The sequence below is a fragment of the Rhizobium freirei PRF 81 genome (genome assembly GCF_000359745.1).
Taxonomy (GTDB): Bacteria; Pseudomonadota; Alphaproteobacteria; order Rhizobiales; family Rhizobiaceae; genus Rhizobium; species Rhizobium freirei.
Window position 1 is genome coordinate 333765 of sequence record NZ_AQHN01000056.1, and the last position, 22355, is coordinate 356119.

General features: G+C 60.8%; 22 protein-coding genes. 13 read left to right on the plus strand and 9 right to left on the minus strand.

The features are described 5' to 3' along the window. Positions 1-32 precede the first annotated feature (32 nt). Both RHSP_RS13545 and RHSP_RS13550 read right to left on the minus strand, forming a co-directional pair. Complete coding sequence (locus RHSP_RS13545) at positions 33-1640, minus strand: DHA2 family efflux MFS transporter permease subunit (protein ID WP_004117738.1); 1608 nt, start codon at positions 1638-1640, stop codon at positions 33-35. Between the two features lie 26 nt (positions 1641-1666). Beyond that, positions 1667-2887 (minus strand): HlyD family secretion protein, encoded by a 1221-nt coding sequence (locus RHSP_RS13550; protein ID WP_004117739.1) that lies wholly within the window; start codon positions 2885-2887, stop codon positions 1667-1669. 163 nt (positions 2888-3050) lie between these two features. Here RHSP_RS13550 and RHSP_RS13555 point away from each other — a divergent pair, with 163 nt between their 5' ends. The 3 genes from RHSP_RS13555 to RHSP_RS13565 all read left to right on the plus strand — a co-directional run bounded on the left by RHSP_RS13555 (position 3051) and on the right by RHSP_RS13565 (position 5561). Then, positions 3051-3737 (plus strand): TetR/AcrR family transcriptional regulator, encoded by a 687-nt coding sequence (locus RHSP_RS13555; protein WP_004117740.1) that lies wholly within the window; start codon positions 3051-3053, stop codon positions 3735-3737. A 106-nt stretch (positions 3738-3843) separates the two neighbouring features. Then, complete coding sequence (locus tag RHSP_RS13560) at positions 3844-4683, plus strand: GyrI-like domain-containing protein (RefSeq protein ID WP_037151736.1); 840 nt, start codon at positions 3844-3846, stop codon at positions 4681-4683. Positions 4684-4817: 134 nt separating this feature from the next. After that, positions 4818-5561: a TerC family protein gene (locus RHSP_RS13565; RefSeq protein ID WP_037151740.1), complete on the plus strand. Its 744-nt coding sequence runs from the start codon at positions 4818-4820 to the stop codon at positions 5559-5561. 144 nt (positions 5562-5705) lie between these two features. On the opposite strand, the gene RHSP_RS13570 is transcribed toward RHSP_RS13565, so the two are convergent. Then, entirely contained in the window at positions 5706-6116 is a 411-nt protein-coding gene (locus tag RHSP_RS13570; protein ID WP_004117742.1) for a hypothetical protein, read from the minus strand. A gap of 359 nt (positions 6117-6475) precedes the next feature. Between RHSP_RS13570 and gltX the strand changes: the two genes are divergently transcribed. Genes gltX through RHSP_RS13585 form a run of 3 tightly spaced genes read left to right on the plus strand, consistent with a single transcriptional unit; the run spans position 6476 to position 9767 of the window. Continuing rightward, the gene (gltX, locus tag RHSP_RS13575; protein WP_004117744.1) at positions 6476-7933 is read left to right on the plus strand and encodes a glutamate--tRNA ligase; all 1458 of its coding nucleotides are present in this window, start codon (positions 6476-6478) and stop codon (positions 7931-7933) included. 16 nt (positions 7934-7949) lie between these two features. Continuing rightward, positions 7950-9446 (plus strand): lysine--tRNA ligase, encoded by a 1497-nt coding sequence (lysS, locus tag RHSP_RS13580; RefSeq protein WP_037151743.1) that lies wholly within the window; start codon positions 7950-7952, stop codon positions 9444-9446. A 36-nt stretch (positions 9447-9482) separates the two neighbouring features. After that, positions 9483-9767 (plus strand): hypothetical protein, encoded by a 285-nt coding sequence (locus RHSP_RS13585; RefSeq protein WP_004117748.1) that lies wholly within the window; start codon positions 9483-9485, stop codon positions 9765-9767. 41 nt (positions 9768-9808) lie between these two features. On the opposite strand, the gene RHSP_RS13590 is transcribed toward RHSP_RS13585, so the two are convergent. Continuing rightward, the gene (locus tag RHSP_RS13590; protein WP_420820092.1) at positions 9809-10600 is read right to left on the minus strand and encodes a hypothetical protein; all 792 of its coding nucleotides are present in this window, start codon (positions 10598-10600) and stop codon (positions 9809-9811) included. 243 nt (positions 10601-10843) lie between these two features. Here RHSP_RS13590 and RHSP_RS13595 point away from each other — a divergent pair, with 243 nt between their 5' ends. The 7 genes from RHSP_RS13595 (at position 10844) to RHSP_RS33580 (ending at position 17996) form a co-directional block, all read left to right on the plus strand. Then, positions 10844-11752, plus strand: a complete 909-nt coding sequence (locus RHSP_RS13595; RefSeq protein ID WP_004117752.1) for a LysR family transcriptional regulator — start codon at positions 10844-10846, stop codon at positions 11750-11752. A 194-nt stretch (positions 11753-11946) separates the two neighbouring features. Then, positions 11947-13107, plus strand: a complete 1161-nt coding sequence (locus RHSP_RS13600; protein ID WP_037151746.1) for an ABC transporter substrate-binding protein — start codon at positions 11947-11949, stop codon at positions 13105-13107. A gap of 144 nt (positions 13108-13251) precedes the next feature. After that, on the plus strand, positions 13252-14238 hold the full coding sequence (locus RHSP_RS13605; protein WP_037151749.1) for an ABC transporter ATP-binding protein: 987 nt from the start codon (positions 13252-13254) through the stop codon (positions 14236-14238). Next, positions 14235-15209, plus strand: a complete 975-nt coding sequence (locus tag RHSP_RS13610) for an ABC transporter permease (protein ID WP_004117758.1) — start codon at positions 14235-14237, stop codon at positions 15207-15209. The genes RHSP_RS13605 and RHSP_RS13610 overlap by 4 nt, the downstream gene beginning before the upstream one ends. Next, entirely contained in the window at positions 15199-16014 is an 816-nt protein-coding gene (locus RHSP_RS13615; protein WP_004117760.1) for an ABC transporter permease, read from the plus strand. The genes RHSP_RS13610 and RHSP_RS13615 overlap by 11 nt, the downstream gene beginning before the upstream one ends. 13 nt (positions 16015-16027) lie before the next feature. Then, positions 16028-17455, plus strand: coding sequence for a gamma-aminobutyraldehyde dehydrogenase (locus RHSP_RS13620; RefSeq protein ID WP_004117763.1), 1428 nt, complete (start codon positions 16028-16030; stop codon positions 17453-17455). Positions 17456-17822: 367 nt separating this feature from the next. Further along, a complete protein-coding gene (locus tag RHSP_RS33580; RefSeq protein WP_037151755.1) occupies positions 17823-17996 on the plus strand; it encodes a DUF1328 domain-containing protein in 174 nt (57 codons plus the stop codon). A 30-nt stretch (positions 17997-18026) separates the two neighbouring features. On the opposite strand, the gene RHSP_RS13630 is transcribed toward RHSP_RS33580, so the two are convergent. From RHSP_RS13630 to RHSP_RS13650, 5 genes are all read right to left on the minus strand, one after another. Then, positions 18027-18701, minus strand: a complete 675-nt coding sequence (locus tag RHSP_RS13630) for a DUF1345 domain-containing protein (RefSeq protein ID WP_004117765.1) — start codon at positions 18699-18701, stop codon at positions 18027-18029. Positions 18702-18808: 107 nt separating this feature from the next. Beyond that, positions 18809-19540, minus strand: a complete 732-nt coding sequence (locus RHSP_RS13635; RefSeq protein WP_004117766.1) for an SDR family oxidoreductase — start codon at positions 19538-19540, stop codon at positions 18809-18811. A gap of 104 nt (positions 19541-19644) precedes the next feature. Next, a complete protein-coding gene (locus RHSP_RS13640; protein ID WP_004117768.1) occupies positions 19645-20778 on the minus strand; it encodes an extracellular solute-binding protein in 1134 nt (377 codons plus the stop codon). Beyond that, positions 20775-21236: a MaoC/PaaZ C-terminal domain-containing protein gene (locus tag RHSP_RS13645; RefSeq protein ID WP_004117770.1), complete on the minus strand. Its 462-nt coding sequence runs from the start codon at positions 21234-21236 to the stop codon at positions 20775-20777. Before RHSP_RS13645 ends, RHSP_RS13640 begins: the two co-directional genes overlap by 4 nt. Positions 21237-21239: 3 nt before the next feature. Then, on the minus strand, positions 21240-22313 hold the full coding sequence (locus tag RHSP_RS13650; protein ID WP_004117773.1) for a Gfo/Idh/MocA family protein: 1074 nt from the start codon (positions 22311-22313) through the stop codon (positions 21240-21242). Positions 22314-22355 lie beyond the last annotated feature (42 nt).

A 22355-nucleotide genomic window follows, 5' to 3' on the forward strand; every position in this document is an offset into this window, starting at 1 on the left:
GCCCTGCCTTGGGAGCATAACTAGAAGTTGGATCAGTGGCCTCCGCCACCTCCGCCGCCGCCCGGTACGTTGGGCTTGCTAAGCATGAGAACGCCGAGGATCATCGCCAGGAACAGCACAGTCAGCATCAGGAAGATGTCCCCGAAGGACATAACGACCGCCTGCCGCGTCGCCATGCCGACCATCCGCTTCAAGGCGGCCTGTTGGCCATCCAAACCGGACGCGTTGAAGTTCGCAGCCATATTGTTCAGTTGGGTAACGGCGGCATGGCTGCCCCAATGAATATGGTCACGCAGGTTGAAATAATGCTGGTCCTGCCGGTTCGTCAGCAGCGTGTTGATGATCGCAAGACCGACGGCACCGCCGAGGTTACGCGTCAGATTGAACAGGCCGGACGCGCCGCGCATACGGGCGGGAGGCATGGTTCCGAGCGCGATATTGTTGATCGGCACCATGCAGAGCATCAGGCCAAAGCCGCGCAGTATCTGCGGGATCAATAGTTCCCAGAAGTCCCAGTCCACCGTCAGATGCATCATGATGTAGGTGCCGGCGGAGAAGCTGGTGAACCCGATGATCATCAGGATACGCAGATCGACCCTGCTCGCCAGGAAGCCGGCAAGCGGCGCCGTGAAGAACATGGCGAGACCCGAGACGAACATCGTCTCGCCGATCTGCAGCGAATCATAGCCACGAATGCGCGCAAGAAAGAGCGGATAGATGTAAGTCAGGCCATAGAGGCCGATGCCCATGACGAAGGAGAACATCGACCCGAATGCGAAGTTCTTGTTGGTGAAGGCTCTGAGATCCACCACGGGGAATTCGACCGTAAACGCCCGGTAGAAGAAGATGACCGCGGCGATGGCGGAGGCGATGGCGCCGACGACGATATAATTGTCGTTGAACCAGTCGTTGGTGTTGCCTTCCTCAAGCACATATTCCAGCGCGCCGAGGAAAACGCCCATCGAAAACAGGCCCCACCAGTCGAACTTCTTCATCAGCGACAGCTCGGGCTTGTCGAAATCGATGAAATTCCAGGTGACGATGGCAACGACGATGCCAGGCGGGATGTTGACCAGGAACAGCCAGTGCCATGAAAAGGCGTTGGAAAGATACCCGCCTACGGTCGGGCCGATGGTCGGCGCAAGCGTGGCGATCAGGCCGATGATCGGCGAGACGACGTTGCGCTTGGACGGCGGGAAGATCGTGAATGCCGCCGCAAAGACCGAGGGAATCATGCCGCCGCCGATAAAGCCCTGCAGAGCGCGGTAGATGATCATCTGGTCGATGTTGGTGGCGGTCGCGGCAAGCGCACTCGCTGCGGTGAAGCCGGCCGCCGAAATCGCGAACAGGTAGCGTGTGGAAATGATGCGTGCCAGCGTTCCCGAAAGCGGGATCATGATGACTTCGGCGATCAGATAAGCCGTCTGGACCCAGCCGATTTCATCCGAGCCGGCGCTGAGGCCCGCCTGGATCTCGCTGAGCGACGCCGAAACGATCTGAATGTCGAGGATCGACATGAACATGCCAAGCACCATCGCCAGAAAGGCGATGAGCTTTTTCGTGTCGATATGATCCGCCGCTGGCGCGGCAGGCCCGGCCGCGCGTGGGGGCGATCCGGCTGTAGTGCTGGCGGACGACATCGTGCGTCTCTCCCGAGCTTGATCGCTTACTTGTCCGGTGCCGTGCGGGTATCGACGTCGACGACGACGCTGAGGCCTGCGCGCAGACGGCCGGTATTGAGCGCATCCTGCGGCAATGCGATGCGGACAGGCACGCGCTGGATGATCTTGGTGAAGTTACCCGTCGCGTTCTCCGGCGGCAGCAGCGAGAAGACAGAGCCTGAAGCCGGCGAGATCGACTCGACGGTGCCGACGACCGGATGATCGCTATAGGCATCGACATGGACATTGACCTTGGAACCGGGAACCAGGTGCTGGATCTGCGTTTCCTTGAAGTTCGCGTCGATATAGAGCTGCTTGGTCGGTACGATCGCCATCAGCTTCTGTCCGGGGGAGACGAGATCGCCTTCCTGGACCGAGCGGTTGCCGACGATGCCGTCATAGGGCGCCTTCAGCACGGTGAAGGACAGGTCGCGAGCGGCCTTGTCACGAGCGGCGGCGAGCCCCTTGATCGTGCTTTCTGCCTGACGGCGCTGCGCCTGCAGCAGGTTAATGTTGGCCTGAGCCGAGGCGATGGCGGCATCGCCGCCGACCAGGTTGGCCTTGGCTTGGTCGAGCGCGATGTTGGCGCTATCCAAGGCGGCCGTGGTGCCGACCGACTTGGCTTGCAGTTCAGCAGCGCGCGTCTGGGTGATCTGGGCGCCACGAACCGTGGCGTCGAGGGCAACCTTCTGGGCCTGCGACTGGGCAAGAGCGGCCTGGCCGGCGGCGATCTGTGCATCGATGGTATGGAGCGAAAGCTGTTCGGTGTCGTAGGAAGCCTGCGCCTGCTCAAGTGCCAGCTTGTAGTCGCCGTCGTCGAGCGTGGCGAGCACATCGCCAGCCTTGACCGTCTGGTTGGCGACGACATTCACCTTGGCGACATAGCCCGTGACCTTCGGCGAGATCGTTGCGATATCACCGCCGATATAGGCGTCGTCTGTGGACACCATAAAGCGGCCGTTCGTCCACCATTCATAACCATACCAGCCGCCTGCCGCGAGGGCGGCGACGATGATGATCGGGAAAGCCAGGCTGCGCCGCTTCTTTTCCGGCGGCGGTGGGGCCGCGGGGACCGGAGATGCTGGCGCAGCCTGGGCGGGGGTCGGGTTGCCGCGCGTTTCGGCAACAGGAGCGTTGGCGGATGCGCCTGCTTCCCGAGCTTCCGCTTCGGCATCAGCGGGCTCATTCACGATGCGCGCTACATTGTTTCCATGACTTGACGACATTGCCCTACCACCGAAAATCTTGGTAAAATAATCGAACCGAACGGTTCGGTTCAATTGACATAGAGCGTTTTAGATTCCATATCAAGAGATATCGAACCGCGCGGTTCGATTTATTTGGCGAATCTGATTAAGATTCAGAAAAAGTGATCGAGTGAAGGAGACGATGAAACACGAATCTCAAAATGCCGCTGTGTTGAACGCACCCGCTCCAGGCTCCGGCGGACGCTGGGCTGCCGGCGAAGATCCGGCCAAGCGTCATCAAATTCTCGAGGGCGCCAAGCGCGTCTTTATGAAAATGGGCTTCGATGCGGCGAGTATGAACGACGTTACCCGCGAGGCGGGCGTCTCCAAAGGCACTCTCTACGTTTATTTCGCCAACAAGGAAGATCTGTTCGCCGCCATTGTAAATAGCGAACGTGCGCATTTCGTCGAAATCGTGCGTGCGGCTCTTGTCGATGACGCCGATATTTCGTCCAGCCTTCTCGAATTCGGCAAGGTTTTCGCGACACACGTTACATCCGATAAGACCATCAGCGCCATGCGAACGGTCGTTGGCGTGCGCGAACGCATGCCATCGCTCTGTCAACGCTTCTTCACCGGCCCGGACAATCTGCGCACCGTCTTGCGCGGCTTTCTGGAGCGCAAGGCCGAAGCTGGCAGCGTGGAGATAGACGACTTCGACCTGGCCGCGCGCCAATTCCTTGAGATGGCCAGCGGCGGTTATTTCAAATTGCGGCTGTTCGGCGACATGGATGCTCCCCCTACGGCAGAGGAAATCGATTATGTCGTGCGCGGCGCCGTGCGCGTCTTCCTCGCGGCTTACGGCACCGATCGCCGGGGTCGGGACTGACGCTTCTGCGATTGCCGGCGAACGGAGGCCCCCAACTCCGCAATGGCGATCAAGCGTCGCCGCGACTGCTTGCCTATGACTGGTCCGGCAACCAGGGGAGTTTAATATGAGCGCGATCGGTAGAGCGATATGGTTCATCGAAAGCCATTTCACATCCGATATTTCGCTGGACGAGATTGCCGAGACGGCCGGTCTGTCGCGCTATCATCTGTCGCGCGTCTTCGGAATGACGACAGGCCATTCGATTAGCGGCTATATCAGAAGCCGTCGCTTGAGCGGCGCAGCTCTCGCGCTGATCGACAGTTCCTCCACCATTCTCCAGGTTGCCCTCGATGCCGGCTACGGCTCGCACGAGGCCTTCACCCGTGCCTTTCGCGACCAGTTCGGCATGACGCCGGAAAGCCTGCGCAAACAGGGGCACGTTCGCAACCTCGCTCTACAGGAGCCGATCAGAATGGACGATACCCGCCTTCCCAAACTCGACGCCCCGCGCTTCGAGACCCACCCCGCAATGCTGCTCGCCGGCCTTGCGGAAACCTATGCCCATGAGGCCACTCAGGCGATCCCCTCGCTCTGGCAGAAATTCAACCAGCATTTCGGCCATATTCCCGGCCAGAAGGGCAATGCCGCCTACGGCGTCTGCACCCAGGCGGACGAAGGCAGCGAGAGCTTTCGCTACATGTCGGCCGCCGAAATCTCCGGCACCGACGACCTGCCCGAAGGCTTCGTCACCATGAAGCTGCCGCCGCAACGCTATGCGATCTTCACCCATCGCGGTCATATTTCCGGCATCACGGCGACGGTGCACCAGATCTTCGGCGAGTGGCTTCCGCAATCCGGTCATCAGCACGCCGGCGTTCCCGACATGATGGAACGCTACGACGACCGGTTCGACCCGCACACCGGCATGGGCGTGACCGAAATCTGGATCCCGCTGAAAGCCTAAACAGTGCCCGCCGCCACGAAAATGGCGGCGGTGCTTGTACCGGAGACGGCACTCCTTACATTACGGCCATTCTTAGAGGCCGGAGCTGGGGGTCAGCATCGGCGGAGCCGAAAGCTGACAAGGGGATGTCACCTATGGATATTGTGGGGCTGGTACAGGATCCGAGCGCGTGGGTCGCGCTCGTCACACTCGTGGTCATGGAGGTGGTGCTTGGCATCGACAACCTCATCTTCATCTCGATCCTGACCAACAAGCTGCCGGTCGAACACCGGGACAGGGCCCGCAAGATCGGCATCGGACTTGCCCTTGCCATGCGCCTCGCCCTGCTCGGCACCGTGGCCTGGATCGTCCAGCTGACGATCCCGGTCTTCCAAGTTTTCGGCCAGGGCTTCTCCTGGAAGGACATGATCCTGATCGGCGGCGGCCTCTTCCTGGTCTGGAAGGCGACGAAGGAGATCCATCACAACGTCGATCCGCAGGAGCAGGGCGAGGATTTCATTGCCAGCTCCACCACCACGAGCTTCGCTTCGGCCATCGGCCAGATCCTGCTGCTCGACCTCGTCTTCTCGATCGACAGTATCATCACCGCCGTCGGCATGACGCCGCATCTGCCGATCATGTTCATTGCCGTGATCGCCGCCGTCACCGTCATGCTGGTGGCTGCCAACCCCCTCGCCAACTTCATCGAGAGGAACCCGAGTATCGTCATGCTGGCGCTCGCCTTCCTGCTGATGATCGGCACGACGCTGATCGCCGAAGGCATGGGTGTGCATGTTCCGAAGGGCTATATCTATACCGCCATGGCCTTCTCCGCTCTCGTGGAGGTGCTCAATATGCTGGCGCGCAACCGTCGGAAAAGGGCATCCGGCGGCCATTGACCGGGAAAGCCGCACCCCGAAACGTGTGCGGTTTGGAGCGTTTCCGCTTTTCATAGAATCGCGAAAACGCTCTATCTGTTTTTTACGCATTCCGGACGGAAAGCCACTGCGCACTTTTCCTGGAAGTGCTCCAGTAGCGTCCGATCAGTCCTGAACATGGATGTCGACATATTCTCCGACATCGCCACGTCCATAAATATCGACTTTCACCCAGACATTGCCGCGAACGATGAGGTTTCCGGCATCGTCGGCGATGTTGCCGTTTGCCAGCATCTCTTCGAGCTTCGCCCGGTTTGACGGCAGCGAGAAGAAGCTGTCCCCCTGGTCGCCACGGTCGCGGCGGCGATAGGCATGGTAATTGGCGCGGTCCTGGCGGATGATCTGCCAGGGCGCCGTCAGGCGCTCGCCCTTGGAATTGTAAAGATCGTCACTGCCGATATAGGCACGATAGGACTCGATCAGCTTCGCCGAGCCATCGCGCGTAATCGTCGATTGGGCCACGGCTGCATCGAACATGGCGGCTGTCAACAAAAGGCTCAAAATCAATTTCTTCATTGCTTCCTCGCGGTGAACGATTGAAGACCTATTTCGCAACTGCCGCGAAAATTGCAAATCAAATTCGTCGGGCGGCTCGCTTTTATTTCCATGGCCTTAGGAAGAGTAAAGAGACCTCATGAAATTGAGAGATCGGCTCAAATCGATGCGGCGTAATGCCGGTCACCTCGCCGCGGTAACCTCCCAGCGCAGTTTCCCTTGACGCAACCCCTTGAATATGGCCTAAGCCAGCCATACGGAAAACGCGGAATGGAAACGGCAATACGCCCTTTTCCGGCCGGTTTCCTAATCCAGATACATCTTCGGCTGGACGGCGCTCGTCCCGAGCGCGGCCCGGCCCTTTATGACGGGCAAACAAGATGACCACTTCAGGCGTTCGCGTCCGCATCGCACCCTCCCCCACCGGCGAGCCGCATGTCGGCACGGCCTACATCGCGCTGTTCAATTATCTCTTCGCCAAGAAACACGGCGGCGAGTTCATCCTGCGCATCGAGGATACCGACGCGACCCGCTCTACCCCGGAATTCGAGACCAAGGTGCTCGACGCGCTGAAATGGTGCGGCCTGAAATGGTCCGAAGGTCCCGATATCGGCGGCCCCTACGGCCCCTATCGCCAGAGCGACCGCAAGGACCTCTACAAGCCCTATGTCGAGCAGATCGTCACGGCCGGTCACGGCTTCCGCTGCTTCTGCACGCCGGAGCGTCTGGAAAAGATGCGCGAGGCACAGCGCGCCGCCGGCCTTCCGCCGAAATATGACGGCCACTGTCTGAACCTCTCGGCCGAGGAAGTTTCGACGCGCGTCGCGGCCGGCGAGCCGCATGTGGTGCGCATGAAGATCCCGACGGAAGGCTCCTGCAAGTTCCATGACGGCGTCTACGGCGATGTCGAAATCCCGTGGGATGCCGTCGACATGCAGGTCTTGCTCAAGGCCGACGGCATGCCGACCTATCACATGGCCAACGTCGTCGACGACCACCTTATGAAGATCACCCATGTCGCGCGCGGCGAGGAATGGCTCGCCTCGGTGCCGAAGCACATTCTGATCTATCAGTATCTCGGCTGGGAGCCGCCGGTGTTCATGCACCTGTCGCTGATGCGCAATGCCGACAAGTCGAAATTGTCGAAGCGCAAGAACCCGACCTCGATCTCTTATTACACGGCCCTCGGCTATATCCCCGAGGCGCTGATGAACTTCCTCGGCCTTTTCTTCATCCAGATCGCCGAAGGCGAAGAGCTCTTGAGCATGGATGAGCTTGCCGCAAAGTTCGACCCGGAAAACCTCTCCAAGGCCGGTGCGATCTTCGATATCCAGAAGCTCGACTGGCTGAACGGCCGCTGGATCCGCGAAAAGCTCTCGGAAGAGGAATTCCAGCATCGCGTCCTGATCTGGGCGATGGAAAACGATCGCTTGAAGGAAGGCCTGAAGCTCTCGCAGTCGCGCATCACCAAGCTTGGCGAGCTGCCGGATCTCACCGGCTTCCTGTTCAAGTCCGATCTCAACCTTGATCCCTCCGCCTTCGCCAAGATCAAGTCGACGCCGGAAGAATTGCTTGACATCCTGAACACGGTGCAGCCCGATCTCGAAAAGATCCTCGAATGGAACGTCGAGACCATCGAAGCCGAGCTGCGCGCCATCGCCGACCGCATGGGCAAGAAGCTGAAGGTCATCGTGGCCCCGCTTTTCGTCGCCATGTCGGGCTCCTCGCGCTCGCTGCCGCTTTTCGATAGCATGGCCGTCCTCGGCCGCTCCGTCGTCCGCCAGCGGCTGAAACTGGCTGCCCAGACCGTTGCGACCCTCGTCGGCCCGAAGAATTGAACCGGACTTTAAAACCATGAACGACAAGACCGAAACCGCCACCCTCTCCTCCGACGCGACGGAAGTTCGCGCGCAGAAGCTGAAGCTGCTGCGCGAGCAGATCGGCGACGTCTATCCGGCACATTTCCACCGGACCATGACCAATGCCGAACTCGCTGCGAAATATGAGGGCCTGGAGCCGGACACGGAGACCGCCGACGTCGTCACCGTCGCCGGCCGCGTCTATTCCTCGCGCAACTCCGGCATGTTCATGGATATCCATGACGCCTCGGCCAAGATCCAGATCTTCAGCCATAAGGACGTGACCTCGGAAGAGGCCCGCAGCCTGCTGCCGATGATCGACATCGGCGACATCATCGGCGTCACCGGTGTCGTCCGCCGCACCAAGCGCGGTGAGCTGACGATCAATGCCCAGCAGATCACCATGCTGACCAAGTCCTTGCTGCCGATGCCGGAAAAGTGGCACGGCCTGTCCGATATCGAGCTGCGCTACCGCAAGCGCCATCTCGACATCATGACCAACGAGGAATCCAAGCTCCGCTTCCAGCAGCGCAGCCGCATCGTCTCCGGCATCCGCCGTTTCATGGAGAATGACGGCTTCATGGAAGTCGAGACGCCGATGCTGCATTCGGTCTATGGCGGCGCCACCGCCGAGCCGTTCAAGACGCATCACAACACGCTGAAGCTCGACATGTACCTGCGCATCGCGCCGGAACTGTTCCTGAAGCGCACGCTGGTTTCCGGTCTCACCGACAAGGTCTTCGAGATCAACCGCAACTTCCGCAACGAAGGCGTCTCCACCCGGCACAATCCCGAATTCACCATGATGGAGTGCTATTGGGCCTATGCCGACTACGAGGACATCATGGACCTCGTCGAGCGGCTGTTCTCGACGCTCGCCATGTCGATCCACGGCAGCACCGAATTCGCCTTCGGCGACAAGCAGATCTCCTTCAAGGGTCCGTTCCGCCGCGTGCCGATGCCTGATGCCGTCAAGGAAGCGACCGGCATCGACTTCCTCGCGATCAAGACCGATGAGGAAGCCCGCTCCGCTGCCAAGGCCGCCGGCTTCGCCGTCGAGAAGGACGCGACATGGGGCGAATGCCTTGCCTTCATCTTCGAAGAGAAGGTCGAGGGCACGCTGATCCAACCGGCGCACGTCACGCATTTCCCGAAGGACATCTCGCCCTTCGCCAAGGAAGTACCGGGCGAGCCGCGTCTCGTCGAACGCTTCGAAACCTATTGCAACGCCTGGGAACTCGGCAACGCGTTCTCGGAGCTCAACGATCCGGAAGAGCAGCGCGCCCGCATGGTCGAGCAGCTCCAGCAGGCGCACGCGCGCGGCGAGAAGGAGAAGCAGCTGGACGAGGAATTCCTCGATGCCATCGACCAGGGCATGCCGCCGGCAGGCGGTCTCGGCATCGGCGTGGACCGCCTCATCATGCTTTTGACCAACTCGCCGTCGATCCGCGACATCATCCTCTTCCCGGCACGCCGCAACAAGGCGGATTGATATAATCTCATCCTCCGAAAATCAAAGGTGCGAACCATGACCGAGAAAGAGACATCGGCAGCGGATGCCGAAAGCGAACTGCAGCGGCAGGCCGATCTTGCAGAGATCGGCGATGTCGATCTGTCGCAGTACAAGCCGGGAACTTTCGGCTGCCACGAGGCGATGCACACGACGTCGATCATGCTCGACATGACCGACGATCATCTGCTGCAGCACCCCGCCATCCTGGCGGATCCCGATTTCTACCGTCTTGCCGGCGAGGTTCACGAGGCGCTTTTCGCGCTCTACCAGGCGATCGGCGAGAAACATTTGGCGGATTGAGGAAGTTGCCTTTGTGCCTCCCGGCATAAGGGCAATTCTGATCAGTTCGTGACGGGCGAGTGCCGGCCGGCAGCACCGGTCAAGGTCGGATCCAGTCCCTGTGACGGCCCCTTTTCGTCGCTGGTCGCGTCGGCACCGATAAACTCGCCCTTCTCATCATAATCCGACCGCACGTTGCCGGTCGATTTCGGCTCCGGCGGAGCGGGCTTGTTATCTTGCTGCTCCGCCTGCTTGGCAGCCGCTTTTTCTTCCGCGGCGATTGCCGCCTTCAGCTTGTCTTTCTTGGCATCGCCGGGTCTGTTGTCCGCCGCTAGCGCATTGTCGCAATCGCTCAGGTCCTTCAATCCGGCAAGGGCAGTATCGATGTCGCGCGGCATCATCGTAATCTGCTCGCCATAAAACAGGCCGGCCGTGCTTGCGCCACCGTCATAATAGCGCGCGGTGAGCGGAACCTCGCTGCTGCCGTCGGCAAGCTTCTCGGGATGCGGCACATAGACGACATCCGCCCCCAGCGCCCGGCCGCGTATGTCGGAGCGCAGCGTCGGTCCATTCTCATCGAGAACCACAACCTGGACGAGGTCTGCCTTCTGCTCCTGATAAACGGCTTTGGCGACACGCAGCGCCGTCGTCACGCGCGTCATGCCATCGGTCGGCTGGGTGCGGATATATTTGCGCACCCAGAATCGGTTGTCCTTGCGAATGGTAACGAGGTTGATGTCCGTGCACTGCAGCCCGTTGCGGGAAGCGGAGGTAAGACCGAGAAGCTTGTCCTTGCCGACATAAATCGCCAAAACGCCGGAGCAGCCTATGAGAAAGGCCACTCCGCCGATCATGACGACAAATTTCCGGGGCATCCGGAAAATGTGCAGTAAGGCGCTCACGCCAACTGCTCCAGCATAGACCACTCCAAGGCGATAAAGATGATCACCCCTCACGTTAGGGATTTGGCGTTTCGGAATACTTAAAACCGAGGCAAAACTTGCGTCCCTCGCTGTATCTTTACCAAAAAAGGTCCAAACTTTCACAGCTTTGACGAGAGCTTGCTTTCCGTGTCGCGGACATGCTCTAACTCTATCATGGCCTTCACCTTGAGACAGTTGCAGTATTTCGTTGCCGTCGCAGAGCAGGGTTCGGTGACCCGCGCGGCGCAGAACCTGTCGATCTCGCAATCCTCGGTGACGGAGGCCCTGAAAGAACTGGAAAGCGACCTCGGCGTCGAGCTGTTCGAGCGCCATCCGCGCGGGCTCTCCATCACCCATAATGGCCACCAGTTCCTGCGCCATGCGACGAAGATTCTGGCGACCGTTTCCGATGCGCGAACCAGCTTTTCCGGCAAGCGGAACGAGGCCGGCGGCACGCTGAATATCGGGGTGACGTCCCTCGTCGCCGGCTATGTCCTGTCGGATCTTCTGGCGCGCTACCGCCGCGCCTGCCCCGGCGTCGAAGTCAGCGCCATCGAGGACAATGGCGGTTATCTCGAACACCTTCTGGTTGGCGGCGAACTCGACGTCGCCGTCATGGTCATTTCCAACCTGCGCGACCGCATGGCGCTGCAGGCCGAGATCCTCGAGACCTCGCCTTATCGCCTCTGGCTGCCGATGGGCCATCCCCTCGTTTCAGCCGATATCATCAGCGTCGCCGACATCAGCCGAGAACCGCTGATCATGCTGACCATCGACGAGATCGAGGAGAATACCGGCAAGCTTTTGACCGCGCTCGGCGCCCGCCCCCATGTCGCCTTCCGCACGCGTTCCGTCGAAGCAGTGCGCAGCCTCGTCGCAACCGGTGCGGGCGTCGCTTTGCTGCCGGACCTCGTCTATCGCCCCTGGTCGCTGGAAGGTGATCGCATCGAAAGCCGTGATGTTTCCGGCTCTTTGCCGGTCGTGCAGGTCGGCATGGTCTGGCGCAAGGGATCGAGCCTTCCGCAAGCCGCCCGCGACTTTGTCGGCGTCGCTGAAAGCATGCGCACGGGGAGACAGCGATAACAAGAGCGCTAATCCCCTAGCACCCAGCATTCTCCTACGCCGCGCACGGGCGCGTGTTGGAATCGGAATTTCCGATATCACCTTTCTGATAAATGAATTTGCGAATGCGGCGAAATCGCGCCACCTTTTCTTCCGGGAACAGGAAGCCAGCCACTGGCTCCACAATATCAAGGCTCAAAAACCGGGAGAGTCCGATGAAGCATCTGCTGAAATCATGCACGGCTGCGCTCGCATGCTTAAGTTTCGCCACGCAGGTCATTGCCGCCGAGCCGCCGAAGACGCTCGGCAGGGGCGAAGGTGCCGTCAGCATCGTCGCATGGGCCGGCTATATCGAACGCGGCGAAAGCGACAAGAACTACGATTGGGTCACCGGCTTCGAAAAGGAAACCGGCTGCAAGGTCAGCGTCAAGACGGCAGCGACATCGGACGAAATGGTTGCCCTGATGAACGAAGGCGGCTTCGATCTCGTCACCGCTTCCGGCGACGCATCGCTCAGGCTCGTTGCCGGCAAGCGCGTGCAGCCGATCAACACCAACCTGATCCCGAGCTGGAAGAACCTCGACGAGCGCCTGAAGAATGCCCCCTGGCACACGGTCAACGGCGTCCATTACGGCGTGCCCTATCTCTGGGGGCCGAACGTATTGATGTACAACACCGATGCCTTCAAGGACCAGGCGCCGAAGAGCTGGAACGTCGTCTTCGAAGAAACGACGCTGCCCGACGGCAAGTCCAACAAGGGCCGCGTGCAGGCCTATGACGGCCCGATCTATATTGCCGACGCCGCCCTCTACCTTATGGCCCACAAGCCCGAGCTCGGCATCAAGGACCCCTACGAGCTCAACGAAGACCAGTACAAGGCCGCTCTCGAGCTGTTGCGCGGCCAGCGCAAGATCGTCAGCCGCTACTGGCATGACGCGATGATCCAGACCGACGACTTCAAGAACGAAGGCGTCGTCGCCTCCGGTTCCTGGCCGTTCCAGGTGAACCTGCTGCAGGCCGACAAACGGAAGATCGCCTCGACCTTCCCGGATGAGGGAGCGACAGGCTGGGCGGACACCACGATGTTGCATGCCGACAGCGAGCATCCGAACTGCGCCTATATGTGGCTGGAACACTCCCTGCAGGCGAAGGTTCAGGGCGATGCGGCCGCTTGGTTCGGCGCAGTCCCATCCGTTCCGGCCGCCTGCAAGGGCGACGAACTCCTGACCGACAGCGGTTGCGCCACCAACGGCTATGATCATTTCGACAAGATCAAGTTCTGGAAGACGCCCGTCGCGAAATGCAGCACGCAGAGCGAATGCGTGCCCTATCATCGCTGGGTGTCCGATTACATCGGCGTGATCGGCGGCAGATAACGAGCCTACATCGGTCTTCGCCGCCCCGAATCCGGAGCGGCGATCCCGCCGACGCTCTGAAGCGCCCGCCCCTGCAGCAGGCCAGATCCCGATCCGGGCCGGCTGACATCGTTTCAAACATTCTGCATATCCCTGGAGAAACCAATGAACGCCGTTCGTTTCCAGCAGGTGTCGCGCCATTTCGGCCAGGTCCGCGCTGTGGATAGCGTCGATCTGGAGATCGCACCTGGCGAATTCTTCGCCATGCTCGGCCCTTCCGGTTCCGGCAAGACCACCTGCCTCAGGCTGATTGCCGGCTTCGAGCAACCCACGGGCGGCCATATCGAGATCTTTGGCGAAACCGCCGAAGGCGTGCCGCCCTACAGGCGCAACGTCAACACGGTCTTCCAGGATTACGCGCTCTTTCCGCATCTCGACATTCTCGACAACGTCGCCTACGGGCTGATGGTCAAGGGTGTCGGCAAGAGCGAAAGAGTGCGTGCCGCCGAGCAGGCACTGGAGCTGGTAAAGCTGCCGGGCTATGGCGCTCGCCGCCCCGGCCAGCTCTCCGGCGGCCAGCGTCAGCGCGTGGCGCTCGCCCGTGCGCTGGTCAACAAGCCGAAGGTCTTGCTTCTCGACGAGCCGCTCGGCGCTCTCGATCTGAAGCTGCGCGAGCAGATGCAGGAGGAATTGAAGAGCCTGCAGCGCGCGCTCGGCATCACCTTCGTCTTCGTCACCCACGATCAGGGCGAGGCCCTTTCCATGGCCGACCGCGTCGCCGTCTTCAACGATGGCCGCATCGTGCAGCATGGCACGCCGCACGACATCTATCAGCGGCCGAAGACCCGCTTCGTCGCCGATTTCGTCGGCTCCTCCAACGTCATTGCCCCCGAAACCATGTCGTCGCTCGGCGGCGAGCGGCGCTGGGCAAGCCTGCGCCCCGAGGCCATCCGGTTGACTGGGGAGAGCGGCGTGGCGGCCACCGTGAAGGCGACGAGCTTCCTCGGTGCCGCTACCCGCCTCTCGGTCGAAGCGAATGGCGCCCGCCTGCATGTGACAGTACCCGCCGGCCATTCGGCCCCAGATGCCGGTGCTTCCGTTCGCCTTGCATGGCTGCCGGCGGATGTACACTACATGGATGACGCTGCGTGAACGCCGCGGCCTTCCCCACCCCGGCGAAGCAAGCGCCAGCCTCGATCCTGCCGAGCCGCGGCGGCGTCTTCGGCCGCCTCTCCGATCTCTTCTGGCGCCGGCCGAAGCTGCTGCTGTTCCTGATGCTGACGCCACCACTGCTCTGGCTCGGCATCATCTATATCGGATCGCTGATCGCGCTGCTGCTACAGAGCTTCTTCTCCATCGACGACTTCTCGGGAATGGTGAACTACGAATTCACGCTTTCGACCTATGCACAGCTGCTGAATTCGGCGAATTTCGACATCATCGTGCGCACGGTGGTCATGGCGGCCCTCGTCACGTTGGCCTCGGCCCTCGTCGCGTTCCCCATCGCCTATTATGCCGCCCGCTATGCCCAGGGCAAATGGAAGGCGCTGTTCTATCTCGGCATCATGCTGCCGCTCTGGTCGAGCTATCTGGTGAAGATCTATGCCTGGAAACTGATCCTCGCCAAGGAAGGCATCCTCACCTGGCTCTTCGCCAAGCTGCATCTCGGCTGGCTGCTCGACGGCGTGCTCGCTTTGCCCATCATCGGCGGCAACTCGCTGTCGGTCAGCTATATCGGCACCTTCCTCGTCTTCGTCTATATCTGGCTGCCCTACATGATCCTGCCGACCCAGGCCGCACTCGAGCGCGTGCCTGCCAATCTGTTGGAAGCCTCGTCAGACCTGGGCGCCACGCCGAACCAGACCTTCCGAACCGTGCTGCTGCCGCTCGCCCTGCCGGGTGTCGTCGCCGGCTCCATCTTCACCTTCTCGCTGACCCTGGGCGATTACATCATCCCGCAGATCGTCGGCTCCTCGCGCCTCTTCATCGGCCAGGCCGTCTATGCGCAGCAGGGAACCGCCGGCAACGTGCCGCTGGCCGCCGCCTTCTCCGTCGTGCCCATCGTCATCATGGCCATCTATCTCTGGATCGCCAAAAAGCAGGGAGCTTTCGATGCGCTCTGATCGTGGCCAACGCGCCTCACTTCCGCTGAAGATCGCAGCCGCCGGCGGCCTGCTCTTCCTGCACCTGCCGATCCTGCTGATCTTCGTCTATGCCTTCACGACGGAAGAAAAGAGCTACCAGTGGCCGCCGCCGGGCTTCACGCTGCAGTGGTTCGGCATTGCCTGGAACCGGCCGGATATCTGGTCTTCACTGGCGCTCTCCGTCCAAGTGGCAACCATCGCAACCGCAATCGCCCTGCTGCTCGGCACGCTCTGCGCCGCCGCCGTCAGCCAGACGAAATTCTTCGGCCGCGAGGCGATCTCCCTGCTGGTCATCCTGCCGATCGCGCTTCCCGGCATCATCACCGGCATCGCGCTGCGCTCTGCCTTCAGCCTGTTCGATATCCCGTTCTCGGTCTGGACGATCGTTCTCGGCCATGCCACCTTCTGCGTCGTCGTTGTTTATAACAATGCGGTTGCCCGTTTCCGCCGCACCTCCGGTTCGCTGATCGAGGCGTCGATGGATCTTGGCGCCGATGGCTTCCAGACCTTCCGCCACGTCGTCCTGCCCAATATCGGCACGGCGCTGCTCGCAGGCGGCATGCTCGCCTTCGCGCTGTCCTTCGATGAGGTCATCGTCACCACCTTCACCGGCGGCCAGCAGATGACCTTGCCGATCTGGATGCTGGAGGAACTTATTCGCCCGCGCCAGCGACCCGTCACCAACGTCGTTGCCATGGTCGTCGTGCTTGTCACTTTCCTGCCGATCCTGGCAGCCTACTATCTGACCCGCGACGGCGACCAGATCGCCGGCGGCGGCAAATGAAAGGGAGATAAATATGGATACCCAGATGCTGATCGGCTCCCGCTTCGAAGCCGGCACCGAAACGGAAGAGCATGTGCTGAACCCGAAGACCGGCGAGAAAGTGCTCGACCTGCCGGAGGCCTCTCTCGGCCAGATCGATGCCGCCGTCGACGCTGCCGAAAAGGCTTTTACGAGCTGGTCGCAGACGACGCCGAGCCAGCGTTCGGCCTATCTTCTCAAGATCGCCGACGCCATCGAACGCGATGCCGAAGGCTTCGCAACGCTCGAAGCGCTGAACTGCGGCAAGCCGATCAATGCCGTGCTCAATGACGAAATCCCGGCGATCGTCGACTGCTACCGCTTCTTCGCCGGTGCGGTGCGCAATCTGCACGGCCCGGTCGCCGGCGAATATCTGCCCGGACACACCTCGATGATCCGCCGCGACCCAATCGGCATCGTCGGCTCGATCGCGCCCTGGAACTATCCGCTGATGATGATGGCCTGGAAGCTGGCGCCGGCCATTGCCGGCGGCAACACCGTCGTCTTCAAGCCCTCCGAGCAGACGCCGCTGACGGCACTGAAGATGGCGAAGCTTTTGGCGGATGTTCTGCCGGAAGGCGTCGTCAACGTCATTCTCGGCCGCGGCGAGAGCGTCGGCAATGCGCTAATCAACCACCCGAAGATCGGCATGGTCTCCATCACCGGCGACGTCGCCACCGGTAAAAAAGTGCTGCAGGCCGCTGCCAAGACGGTGAAGCGCACGCATCTCGAACTCGGCGGCAAGGCCCCCGTCATCATCTTCGACGATGCCGATATCGACGCCGTCGTCGCCGGCATCCGCACCTTCGGCTACTACAATGCCGGCCAGGACTGCACCGCTGCCTGCCGCATCTATGCCGACGCCAAGGTCTACGACAATTTCGTCGCCGATCTCACCTCCGCAGTCTCCAGCATCAAGTTCAACCTTGCCGACGACACCGAGAACGAGATCGGCCCGCTAATCTCGAAGCGCCAGCGCGACCGCGTCGAAAGTTTCGTCACCCGCGCCGCCGAACACAAGCACATGGAAATCACCACCGGCGGCAAGATTTCCGGCGAACGCGGCTTCTTCTATGCCCCGACTGTCGTCGCAGGCGCCACGCAGGACGACGAGATCGTCCGCCGCGAGGTCTTCGGCCCCGTCGTCTCGGTCACCCGCTTCACCAATCCCGACGATGCCGTCGCCTGGGCCAATGACAGCGACTATGGCCTTGCCTCCTCGGTGTGGACCAAGGACATCAGCCGCGGCATGCAAACGGCAGCTCGCCTTCAATACGGCTGCACCTGGATCAACACCCACTTCATGCTGGTCAACGAAATGCCGCATGGCGGCCTGAAACAATCGGGCTACGGCAAGGATATGTCAGTCTACGCTATCGAAGACTATACGGCAGTGCGGCATGTGATGATCAATCATGGGTGATGGCGGCCGTCGATGACAATCGGCTTTTTCGAGTTTTGGGGTAGCGCTGTACCCCCCTCTGTCACTGTCGTGACATCTCCCCCACAAGGGGAGGAGATTGGTAATTCGCGGTAGCCTTTTGCATTCAAACCAGCATCGTATCTGCTGAAGCTACGACCTATAGTCTTCGCAGAGCGTGCGGCAAACTCCCAACGATCTCCCCCCTTGTGGGGGAGATGTCCCGAAGGGGACAGAGGGGGGTAAAGCACCCTCCACACATCCCATAGCGTCAGTCAAAGACGACAATGCACCTTCGTGCCAAACCGCCCTCGGAACAATTCACCCTCCTTCTGCGTCATTAAGACGTACAACGCAGAGGAGATTGCTAATGCTGAAATGGGCTCTCATTTTCTTTGTGATTTCGCTGATCAGCGGCTTTTTCGGCTTCTCCGGCGTGTCCACGGCAGCCGCAAGCATTGCGCGCGTTCTCTTCGCCATCTTCCTGATCATCTTCCTGGCGTTCCTGATCCTGGCTGTCATGGTCGGCAATGCCGCCGTCTGACCGCCCGGTTGAAGGCGCCTCGGGTCGGGCTTAAATCAGGCTCGCCCCGACATTAATGGCGAGCGCCAGAATCGTCGTGTTGAACAAGAACGACAGGATGGAATGCAGAAGCGCCAGCCTACGCATCGAAACGGTGGAAATCCCGATGTCGGCGGTCTGCGCTGCAACGCCGATGGTAAAGGAGAAATAGAGAAAGTCCCAATAGATGGGCTCTTCCACCGGCTCGGCGAATTTCAGCCCCTGCCCTTTGCCCGGGCTGCTGTAGAATCTGTGCGCATAATGGATCGTGAACATTATGTGCAGGAAAGCCCATGAGATCAGGATCGTCACGATCGCCATCATCACCCGGAAAAAAGCGACTTCAGGCGCGGCATCCTTGACACCCAGCAGATCGAGCGCAATGCCGCCGATGCTGGCGACGGCAGCGGTGATCGACAGAAACAGCAGAAAACCATCCGAGAAATCGAGATCGGCGGAACGCTTGCGGATGCGCTGCGCATCGGCCGTCAGCATCCGGTAGAGGCTGTAAACGATATAGACGACCGCGGTCGTATCCCAGGAGATCAGCAGGTTGCCGGCATTGAAGTCACGCGACGTCAGAAGCAGAAAAACGGCAATACCGGCAAGCACGGAAATCAGGATGACATGGTGCTTGCGCCACAACACCAACCATCTGGAATGACGCAAATGTCCATGTGCATCCATGCCGCTCTCCGATCACAAATCGTCTTCCAAGACGTCGATTCGCCGATGACAGTGGCAAATAAAAGGAGACCCCGCAATACAGGGCCTCCGATCTGAAAAATGATGTATCAGCCCGTCCAGCCGCCGTCGATGACGTGGGTCTGGCCCGTCGTGAAGCCCGCCTCGTCGCCGGCGAGATAGGTCACCAATGCGGCGATCTCCTCCGCGGTCGCGATCCGGCCCATCGGCTGACGGGCAATGAAATCCTTCATCGCCTTGTCGTAGTCGCCGGTTGCGCGAAGGCGCTCATGCAGCGAAGGGCTATCGACCGTACCGGGGCAAATGGCATTGGCGCGGATGCCCCTGGCAACGAAATCGGCGGCGATCGACTTGGTGAGCCCGATGACGGCGGCCTTGGAGGCGCAATAGGCGAAGCGGTTGGGCACACCCTTCACGCTGGAAGCGACCGAGGCCATGTTGACGATCGAGCCTTTGCCCTTCTCCAGCATGCCCGGCAGGAAGGTGCGGCAGGTCGTGTACATCGCCTTGGCGTTGAGGTTGAAGGAGAAATCCCAGTCCTTCTCCTCGCAATCGAGGATCGTGCCGGCATGGACGAAGCCCGCGCAGTTGAAGAGCACGTCGATCGGGCCAATCTCTTCCGCGTAGGCCTTGACCGCCGCACTGTCGAGCACGTTCAGCACATGCTTGCTGGCGCCATCCAGCGTCGAGAGCGTCTGCTCGTTGATGTCGGTAGCGTAGACATGCGCGCCAAGCGAGATGAAGCGCTCCGCCGATGCCCGGCCGATGCCCTGCCCCGCCGCCGTGATGACGACCTTCTTGCCTTCCAACCCGTGACCCATAATCCTGATCCTTTCCTCGGGAACTGTGATCCCATCCATCCCGGCCGCATGGCCACTAACTTGGACAAGATCAAGCAATAACAATCAGTTGGTGCAGCCTCTCGTTAGACCTCAAAGGACTGCGCGAAGCGGCGGTTCAGCTTGTCGATGAGGACTGTATGCCGCGTAGCCGTTCGCAGTCCATCGCTAATCATCTCGGACGCGTCGCTTTGAAATGCCATGTAGCCGTCATGCCGCGGCCGCACATAGGCGCCCTCCAGCGTCGCCCGCGTGTTGCGGTAAAAGTCGAGCGCCGGCGCGTTGACCGCATCGCTGACCCAGGCGTCGGCATGACCCGGCTGACCATTGCCTTCAGCGTAGATACCCGCTTGCACCGGTCCGCCGGCAATCCAGCGTGCAAAGGCCTTCGCCTCTTCCGGAGCCTTTGTGCGTGCCGAGACGGCAATGCCCGTACCACCCAGCGCCGAACCATTCGGCGGCCGCCTGTCGATAACAGGCATATCCGCAAAGGCGATCCGCGCCGGCCTGAAGCCCGCGAAGGAATAGTTCACGTAGCCATAGATGAAAGGCGACGCCACATAGGAGCTATCCGGCTGGCCCATCAGGTCGAGCACGGCGATCGGGTCCATCTCATAGCAGCGGACATCCATTCCGGCGACGATGCGTGCCATCCAGTCAAGTGCCGCTTCGCCATCCACTTTCGCGATGAAATCCGGGCCTTCGACACTGCAGTGCGTACCGAGATGGGCAGCAAGCGTAATGAAGGTCATCAGCGAATGCGGCGGCCGCATCGGCAGGATCGCTTTGCCTTCTTTGGCGAGCGTGACGAACTCGGAGAGATCCTTGACCGGCGCACTCAGGCGGTCCGGCCGATAGGCCTGTACCTGCGTCGCCGCATCGAGCGGAAAGGCCCATTGGCGCCCCTGCCAATTGTAGCTCGGATAGGAGCGCCCGACCGTGCCGGCCGCAATCGCTGCAATTTCATCGACATGAGCTGCATCATCGAGCGGCAGCAGGCAGTTCTCGCGGGTGATCTGGCCGACATGCGGGTGATCGATGACGATGAGGTCATATTGGGCGGCAAGCTCTTCCACCGCAAAGGTTTCGAAATCCTGCAACGAGCGCTTTTCCCAGCTGATCTCGACGCCGGTCTTTTCCAGCCACTCTTTGGAGCAAGCAAGCATCGGATCGTAGCCGCGCGGATGCGACCAGGTCATTCCCTTCAGCTTGACCATCATGCTTTCTCCGCGCCGGTCTTGCGCTCGACGACCAGGATATGATCAGCGGCGAGCACGACTTCGTCGCGCTGGTTCAGCACCTCGCAGCGCTCGACCACACGACCGGACGCCGGCCGCTTCGGATCATTCTCCTTCGCCGAAATGGTAACGCGCGTGCGGATCGTATCGCCGATATGCACGGGGCGGACGAAACGCAGCCGGTCATAGCCATAGGAAAAGGCGACGGGATTGATGAGCGACGCCGTCAGACCGACGCCGATCGCAAAGATCATCGTGCCATGCGCGATGCGCTGGCCGCCGGGCAGGGTCTTGGCGAACTCGGCATCTACGTGATGCGGAAAGAAATCGCCGGTATGGCCGGCATGAACGACGAAATCGGTCTCGGTAATCGTCCGTCCGGTCGTCAGCCTGACATGGCCGAGTTCATAGTCTTCGAAATAGATGGTTTGCTCTGCCATTCCTCAAGCCTTTGGAAGTTCTGCAATCGGCGTCGCCGGCGCGGCGCTCGACTGATAAGCGGCTTCGACGAGGGCCATGGTCTGCCAGGCGTCCTCCACGGAGCCGATCAGCTCCTGATCCTCGCCGGATGCGAAGCGCTGCAGGTTGGCCATGCGATTGACGAAGGCATCCGGAAACCAGGCGCCTTCCAGCTTGACCTCGACCCAATCGCTGCCACCCTCGGGGCGGATCCACAGCTCGTCCGGCTCGCCGCGCGGATAGTCGAGATTGACGCCGAGTTTCACATAGGCCGCGCCCTTGGTGCCGGCGATGCGAAACTCGCAGGCCTGGAACTTGCGGCCGAAATCATGGTCGTGATTGACCGAGAGCACGCAGCGGACCTTATCGCCATAGTCGAGGATCGCCGCTGTTCGGGTCTGCGCGACATCGTGATTGGGATGGCCGATGGTCTTGGCATGAACGCCTTGAGGATTACCGAGCAGCCCGCGAATGAAATCGAGATAGTGGATAGAGTGCATGGCGATCTCGATCCGCGGCAGATCCTTCAGGAACGGCCACAACCCCCAAGGCGTCGCCAGCGCCAGCCAGGCGTCGAAGTCGACGACATCGCCGAGATAGCCCTTGTTCACGGCATCATAGAGCGCCAGCATCATCGGCGCGAAGCGAAGCTGGAAATTGACGGCCGCCTTGATGTCGCGCTCGCGGCAGACCCGCAAAATTTCGGAGGCGCCTGTGAGATCGCTGCCCATCGGCTTCTGGATCAGCGCGAAGGAGCCTCGCGGCAATTTCGACAGAATAGTGGCATGTGCCGCCGGCGGCGTCGCCAGATCGAAAATCGCGCCTTCGACGGCAAGTGCCTCTGCCTCGAAGGCGAAAGCGCGGATGCCCCATTGAGCAGCGAGCACCGCCGCTTTCTCGGCGTTCGGATCGTAAAGACCCGCTACCGGAAAACCGCCTTGCTTATAAGCCGGCAGATGCGCGTCACCGACGATGCTGCCGGCGCCGAAGATCACGATCGGACGCGGCTTCGACGGCTTCGGCCACCATTGGCGAAGGGATGTGGGGTCGAAGATCATTATACCCTCCCCTTGAGGGGGAGCGTCGGACCAAAGGTCCGG